This window comes from Streptomyces sp. NPDC086077, assembly GCF_040686175.1.
Taxonomy (GTDB): domain Bacteria; phylum Actinomycetota; class Actinomycetes; order Streptomycetales; family Streptomycetaceae; genus Streptomyces.
This window is the reverse complement of the sequence record NZ_JBFBJT010000240.1, coordinates 1-7,156: the sequence shown is the minus strand read 5'-3', so window position 1 is coordinate 7,156 and position 7,156 is coordinate 1. Positions and strand designations below refer to the sequence as shown.

The following is a 7,156-nucleotide window of genomic DNA, read 5'->3' as shown; positions in this document are numbered from 1 at the left end:
CATGCTCTGGGTGGGCTCGTACGCGAAGACGGACCCGACCTTCATCGGCATCCCGTTCTTCTACTGGTACCAGATGGCCTGGGTCGTGATCTCCACCGCCCTCACCATGACCGCCTACTGGCTGTGGCAGCGTGACCAGCGCGCCCGCAAGACGCAGGGGGGTGCCGGAGCATGAAGGACGGTGTGAACGGCGTCGCACTCGCCGTATTCATCCTCTTCTTCCTCGCCGTCACGGTGATGGGCTTCCTGGCCGCGCGCTGGCGCAAGGCCGAGAACGAGCACAGCCTCGACGAGTGGGGCCTGGGCGGCCGGTCCTTCGGCACCTGGATCACCTGGTTCCTGCTCGGCGGCGACCTCTACACGGCGTACACCTTCGTCGCCGTACCGGCGGCGATCTACGCGGCGGGCGCGGCCGGCTTCTTCGCGGTGCCGTACACGATCCTCATCTACCCGATGATGTTCGTCTTCCTGCCGCGGCTGTGGTCGGTCTCCCACAAGCACGGCTACGTCACCACCTCGGACTTCGTCCGCGGCCGCTTCGGCTCCAAGGGGCTCTCCCTCGCGGTCGCGGTCACGGGCATCCTCGCGACCATGCCGTACATCGCCCTCCAGCTGGTCGGCATCCAGGCCGTGCTGGACGTGATGGGCATCGGCGGCGGCGAGGACACCAACTGGTTCATCAAGGACCTGCCGCTGCTGATCGCCTTCGGTGTGCTGGCCGCGTACACGTACTCGTCGGGTCTGCGGGCGCCGGCCCTGATCGCGTTCGTCAAGGACGCGCTGATCTACATCGTGATCGCCGTCGCCATCATCTACATCCCGATCAAGCTGGGCGGCTTCGACGACATCTTCGCCGCGGCGAACGACAAGTACACGGAGGCCGGTGCGGGCGGACTGGTGCCGACCGCCGCCTCGCAGTGGACGTACGCCACGCTGGCACTGGGCTCGGCGCTCGCCCTGTTCATGTACCCGCACAGCGTCACGGCCGTGCTGTCCAGCCGCAGCCGGGACGTGATCCGCCGCAACTCCACGATCCTGCCGCTGTACTCGCTGATGCTGGGCCTGCTGGGCCTGCTCGGCTTCATGGCGATCGCGGCCGGCATCAAGGTCGAGAACGGCCAGCTGGCGATCCCCCAGCTGTTCGAGACCATGTTCCCGGACTGGTTCACCGGCGTCGCGTTCGCGGCGATCGGCATCGGCGCGCTGGTCCCGGCGGCCATCATGTCGATCGCGGCGGCCAACCTCTTCACCCGCAACATCTACAAGGACTTCCTCAAGCCGGACGCCACGCCCGCGCAGGAGACCAAGGTCTCCAAGCTGGTGTCCCTGCTGGTGAAGGTCGGCGCCCTCGTCTTCGTCCTCGGGATGGACAAGACGGTCGCGATCAACTTCCAGCTGCTGGGCGGCATCTGGATACTGCAGACCATGCCCGCCCTGGTCGGCGGCCTGTTCACCCGCTGGTTCCACCGCTGGGCGCTGCTGGCAGGCTGGGCGGTCGGCATGACCTACGGCACGGTCGCGGCGTACGGCGTCGCCTCCCCGACGCAGAAGCACTTCGGCGGCTCCTCGGCGGAGATCCCCGGCATCGGCGAGATCGGGTACATCGGCCTCACGGCGTTCGTCCTGAACCTGGTGGTCACGGTGGTCCTCACCTTCGTCCTGAAGGCCGTGAAGGCCCCCGAGGGCGTCGACGAGACGAAGCCCGGGGACTACACGGCGGACGCCGGCGACCCGGGAGTCCAGGTGGAGCTGCCGCCGGCGACGGCGGGAGCCGCCCACTGAGACGCGCCCCGTAGGGGCGCGGGGACTGCACGACCAGCCCACGGACAACCCGCAGCGGGCCGCCGGCACTGAGCCACACGGCGGCCCGCTGTCGTACACACTCCCCCCATGGACATCGAAATCCGCCCCGCGCGCCACGCCGAGTTCGCCGGTCTCGGCGAGATCACCGCGCAGGCCTACCTCCAGGACGGCCTTCTGGACTTCGGCGAGCACGACGAGTACCTCGGCGAACTGCGAGACGTCGCCAAGCGCGCCGCCGCCGCGGAGGTACTCGTGGCCGTCGAGCGCCAACGTGTCCTGGGAGGCGTCACCTTCGTCCCGTCCGGCGGCCCCATGGCCGACATAGCCGGCCCCTCGGAGGCCGAGATCCGTATGCTCGCCGTCGCCCGGGAGGCCCGCGGCCGAGGCGTCGGCGAGGCCCTCGTGCGCGCCTGTCTCGACCGCGCCCGCGCCGTCGAGGGCTGCACCGGGATCGTCCTGTCGACCCAGCGGACCATGCGCAGCGCCCACCGCATCTACGAACGACTGGGCTTCACCCGCACCCCGGAGCGCGACTGGAACCCCCTCCCGGACCTCGACGACATCACGCTTCTCACCTACCAGTTGACGCTCTGAAGTCATCGGCGACACAACATATGGGGGTGCCGTCGGCACCCGGCACTAGATGTATGCTCATGCTCGCTGTCGCCGCAGGGGAATCCGGTGCGAATCCGGAACTGTCCCGCAACGGTGTACTTGCGTGTGTCCGCCCTGAAAAGGGGGTGCCCGCCTGGTCAGTCCGAGGACCTGCCGACAGCGCGCCCGGCCGTCCGGCTCGGGCGCCCTGACGTCCGGGTCTCGTGGAATGGGCCGGTGGACGCGACGCCCTGTGCGCTCGTGTGCTGCCCCCTGCCCTCCGCAAGGCCCCGTGCCGAGCGAGGGAGAGCCCCACGTGACCATCGCGCCAGCCGAACCGGCCGCAGCGACAACGGTGGAAGTGGAACCCGACGGTCCCGGAACCGCGTTGCTGCGGACCCTGACCGAGCTGACCGCCGACCTCCCCGACGCCGATCCCGGCCGGGTCGCCGCCGCCGCGCTGCGTGGCCGTTCCGCCCGGGCGGACGAGAGCGAACTGCGGGAGCTGGCCACGGAGGCCGCCGCCGGCCTGATCTCCGAGGACCCCGCCTACTCCCGTCTCGCCGCGCGGCTGCTGACCGGCTCCATCGCCGCCGAGGCCGCCTCCCAGGGCGTCACGTCCTTCACGGAGTCCGTCGCCGTGGGGCACCGGGAAGGGCTGATCGCCGACCGTACGGCCGCGTTCGTGCGCCTGCACGCCGACCGCCTGGACACCCTGATCGACCGGAACGCCGACGACCGCTTCGGCTACTTCGGCCTGCGCACCCTGCACAGCCGCTACCTGCTCCGGCACCCGATCACCCGCAAGGTCGTCGAGACGCCCCAGTACTTCATGCTGCGCGTCGCCGCGGGTCTCGCCGAGGACGACACCACCCGGTCGCTGGACGAAGTCGCCGCGCTCTACGGGCTCATGAGCCGCCTCGACTACCTCCCCTCGTCCCCCACCCTCTTCAACTCCGGCACCCGGCACCCCCAGATGTCGTCCTGCTACCTGCTGGACTCCCCCAAGGACGAGCTGGACTCCCTCTACGAGCGCTACCACCAGGTCGCCCGGCTCTCCAAGCACGCCGGCGGCATCGGCCTCTCGTACTCCCGGATCCGCTCCCGCGGCTCCCTGATCCGCGGCACCAACGGTCACTCCAACGGCATCGTCCCGTTCCTGAAGACGCTGGACGCCTCGGTCGCCGCCGTGAACCAGGGTGGCCGGCGCAAGGGTGCGGCCGCCGTCTACCTGGAGACCTGGCACTCCGACATCGAGGAGTTCCTTGAGCTGCGGGACAACACCGGTGAGGACGCCCGCCGCACGCACAACCTCAACCTCGCGCACTGGATCCCGGACGAGTTCATGCGGCGGGTGAACGCGGACGCGCCGTGGTCGCTGTTCTCGCCGTCGGACGTGCCCGAACTGGTCGACCTGTGGGGCGAGGAGTTCGACGCGGCTTACCGCGAGGCCGAGAGGAAGGGCCTGGCGAAGAAGTCGCTTCCCGCCCGTGAGCTGTACGGCCGGATGATGCGCACCCTCGCGCAGACCGGCAACGGCTGGATGACCTTCAAGGACGCCGCCAACCGCACCGCCAACCAGACCGCCGAGCCGGGCCACGTCGTCCACTCCTCGAACCTCTGCACGGAGATCCTGGAGGTCACGGACGACGGCGAGACGGCCGTCTGCAACCTGGGCTCGGTCAACCTGGGCGCGTTCGTCGTTGACGGCGGCATCGACTGGGAGCGGCTGGACGCCACCGTCCGCACCGCCGTGACCTTCCTCGACCGCGTGGTCGACATCAACTTCTACCCGACCGAGCAGGCGGGCCGCTCCAACGCCCGGTGGCGCCCCGTCGGCCTCGGCGCGATGGGCCTGCAGGACGTCTTCTTCAAGCTGCGGGTGCCCTTCGACTCACCCGAGGCGAAGGCGCTGTCCACCCGGATCGCCGAGCGGATCATGCTCGCCGCGTACGAGGCGTCCGCCGACCTCGCCGAGCGCAACGGCCCGCTGCCCGCCTGGGACAAGACCCGTACCGCACGGGGCGTGCTGCACCCCGACCACTACGGCGTCGAGCCGACCTGGCCGGAGCGCTGGGCGGCGCTGCGCGAGCGGATCGCCGCGGTCGGCATGCGCAACTCCCTGCTGCTGGCCATCGCGCCCACCGCCACGATCGCCTCGATCGCCGGTGTCTACGAGTGCATCGAGCCACAGGTGTCGAACCTCTTCAAGCGCGAGACGCTGTCCGGCGAGTTCCTCCAGGTCAACTCCTACCTGGTGCAGGAGCTGAAGGCCCTCGGCGTCTGGGACGCCCGCACCCGTGAGGCGCTGCGCGAGGCGAACGGCTCGGTGCACGACTTCGCCTGGATCCCGGAGGACGTACGGCAGCTGTACCGCACGGCGTGGGAGCTGCCGCAGCGCGGGCTGATCGACATGGCTGCCGCGCGCACCCCGTACCTCGACCAGGCCCAGTCGCTGAACCTGTTCCTGGAGACGCCGACCATCGGCAAGCTCTCCTCGATGTACGCGTACGCCTGGAAGTCGGGCCTGAAGACGACGTACTACCTGCGCTCCCGCCCCGCGACCCGCATCGCCCGCGCGGCCCAGGCGCAAGCCACCATCCCCGTCCAGGCGACCCCGGACCCCGAAGCGGTCGCCTGCTCCCTGGAAAACCCCGAGTCCTGCGAGGCCTGCCAGTGATGTCCACCCGTTCCCAGAACCTTCTCGACCCCGGCTTCGAGCTGACTCTGCGTCCGATGCGCTACCCGGACTTCTACGAGCGCTACCGGGACGCCATCAAGAACACCTGGACCGTGGAGGAGGTCGACCTCCACTCGGACGTCGCCGACCTCGCGAAGCTGTCCCCGATGGAGCAGCACCTGATCGGCCGCCTGGTGGCGTTCTTCGCGACGGGCGACTCGATCGTGGCGAACAACCTGGTGCTGACGCTGTACAAGCACATCAACTCCCCCGAGGCCCGGCTCTACTTGAGCCGCCAGCTGTTCGAGGAGGCCGTGCACGTCCAGTTCTATCTGACCCTGCTGGACACCTACCTCCCCGACCCGGAGGACCGGGCGGCGGCGTTCGACGCCGTCGAGAGCATCCCGTCCATCCGCGAGAAGGCGGAGTTCTGCTTCAAGTGGATCAACGAGGTCGAGAAGCTGGACCGCCTGGAGTCGAAGGCCGACCGCCGCCGCTTCCTGCTCAACCTGATCTGCTTCGCCGCGTGCATCGAGGGCCTGTTCTTCTACGGCGCCTTCGCGTACGTCTACTGGTTCCGCAGCCGGGGCCTGCTGCACGGCCTGGCGACCGGCACCAACTGGGTGTTCCGCGACGAGACCATGCACATGAGCTTCGCGTTCGACGTGGTCGACACCGTCCGCAAGGAGGAGCCGGAGCTCTTCGACGACGAGCTCCAGCAGCAGGTCACCGACATGCTCCGGGAGGCCGTCGAGGCCGAGCTGCAGTTCGCGCGCGACCTGTGCGGTGACGGCCTCCCGGGCATGAACACCGACTCGATGCGGCAGTACCTGGAGTGCGTCGCCGACCAGCGCCTGACGCGCCTCGGCTTCGCTCCGGTCTACGGCTCCGAGAACCCCTTCTCCTTCATGGAGCTCCAGGGGGTTCAGGAGTTGACCAACTTCTTCGAGCGGCGCCCCTCGGCGTACCAGGTGGCCGTGGAGGGCACGGTCGACCTGGACGAGGACTTCTGATCCTCCTTGTCCCCGAGCTGGTCCTGGGCCTCCCTGATCTCGCGGTCCACGCGCCGCTCGCGCGCGAGACCGATGAGCGCGGGGAGGACCATGATCACGAAGAGCCCCGCGACGGCCAGCATTCCGATGAGTGCTTCGATCTGGTTCGTGTTCATGAACACCACTGTCGCGCCGGACGCTCCTTACCGACAGTGGCAGGACTGCCGTAGACCCTCGATTTACTGCCACCGCTGAGGCAGACTGGGGACATGCTGGAGAACGTGGCCGCCGTCCTCGTCGACGGCGTGAACCCCTTCGAACTAGGCGTGGTCTGCGAGGTCTTCGGTATCGACCGGAGCGACGACGGCCTGCCGGTGTACGACTTCGCCGTCACCTCCGCCGAGGGACCGGTGCTGCGGTCGGGCGCCGGCTTCTCCCTGCGGGTCGAGCACGGGCTGGACCGCCTGGAGACGGCCGACCTGATCGCCGTACCGGCCGGCTCGTGCTACGAGACGCGGACCTTCCCGCCCGACCTGCTCGACGCCCTGCGCCGGGCCGTCGGGCGGGGCGCGCGGGTGCTCAGCGTGTGCTCCGGCGTCTTCGTGCTCGGCGCCGCCGGGCTGCTGGACGGACGCCGCTGTGCCGTGCACTGGCGGCACGCCGACGAGCTGGAGCGGCAGTATCCGCGGGCGGTCGTCGAGCCGGACGTGCTGTACGTCGACGAGGACCCGGTGATCACCTCCGCCGGTACGGCCGCGGGCATCGACGCGTGCCTGCACATCGTGCGCAAGGAGCAGGGGCCGGAGGTGGCCAACAAGATCGCCCGGCGGATGGTGGTGCCGCCGCACCGGGACGGCGGGCAGGCCCAGTACATCGAGCGTCCGCTGCCCCGCTCCGAGGGCGACGCGGTCGCCGAGGTGCTGGTCTGGATGGAGCGCAACCTCGACCAGGAGGTCACGGTCGAGCAGCTCGCCGGCCGCGCCCTGATGTCACCGCGCACCTTCGCCCGCCGCTTCCAGCAGGAGACGGGGACCACTCCGTACCGCTGGATCCTGCGCCAACGGGTGCTGCTGGCCCAGCGGTTGCT

At 69.6% G+C, this 7,156-nt stretch carries 7 protein-coding genes and 1 riboswitch; of the genes, 6 read left to right on the top strand and 1 reads right to left on the bottom strand.

Translation table 11 applies throughout. The features are described 5' to 3' along the window. Position 1 precedes the first annotated feature (1 nt). The 5 genes from AB0O67_RS35725 (at position 2) to AB0O67_RS35705 (ending at position 6,090) form a co-directional block, all read left to right on the top strand. Positions 2-175, top strand: a complete 174-nt coding sequence (locus AB0O67_RS35725; RefSeq protein ID WP_365459760.1) for a DUF3311 domain-containing protein — start codon at positions 2-4, stop codon at positions 173-175. Beyond that, positions 172-1,782 carry a monocarboxylate uptake permease MctP gene (mctP, locus tag AB0O67_RS35720; RefSeq protein WP_365459757.1) on the top strand — a complete coding sequence of 537 codons (1,611 nt, stop codon included), beginning with the start codon at positions 172-174 and terminating at the stop codon, positions 1,780-1,782. The genes AB0O67_RS35725 and mctP overlap by 4 nt, the downstream gene beginning before the upstream one ends. A gap of 108 nt (positions 1,783-1,890) precedes the next feature. Next, entirely contained in the window at positions 1,891-2,397 is a 507-nt protein-coding gene (locus tag AB0O67_RS35715) for a GNAT family N-acetyltransferase (protein ID WP_365459754.1), read from the top strand. A gap of 16 nt (positions 2,398-2,413) precedes the next feature. Then, a riboswitch (cobalamin riboswitch) is annotated at positions 2,414-2,591 on the top strand. A gap of 122 nt (positions 2,592-2,713) precedes the next feature. Further along, positions 2,714-5,077 carry a ribonucleoside-diphosphate reductase subunit alpha gene (locus AB0O67_RS35710; protein WP_365459751.1) on the top strand — a complete coding sequence of 788 codons (2,364 nt, stop codon included), beginning with the start codon at positions 2,714-2,716 and terminating at the stop codon, positions 5,075-5,077. After that, entirely contained in the window at positions 5,077-6,090 is a 1,014-nt protein-coding gene (locus AB0O67_RS35705) for a ribonucleotide-diphosphate reductase subunit beta (RefSeq protein ID WP_365459748.1), read from the top strand. Before AB0O67_RS35710 ends, AB0O67_RS35705 begins: the two co-directional genes overlap by 1 nt. Here AB0O67_RS35705 and AB0O67_RS35700 read toward each other — a convergent pair. Next, on the bottom strand, positions 6,003-6,245 hold the full coding sequence (locus AB0O67_RS35700) for a hypothetical protein (RefSeq protein WP_365459745.1): 243 nt from the start codon (positions 6,243-6,245) through the stop codon (positions 6,003-6,005). The genes AB0O67_RS35705 and AB0O67_RS35700 overlap by 88 nt on opposite strands. Positions 6,246-6,338: 93 nt before the next feature. Between AB0O67_RS35700 and AB0O67_RS35695 the strand changes: the two genes are divergently transcribed. After that, positions 6,339-7,156: DJ-1/PfpI family protein (locus AB0O67_RS35695; RefSeq protein WP_365459742.1), on the top strand; the 818-nt coding region annotated here is incomplete at its 3' end.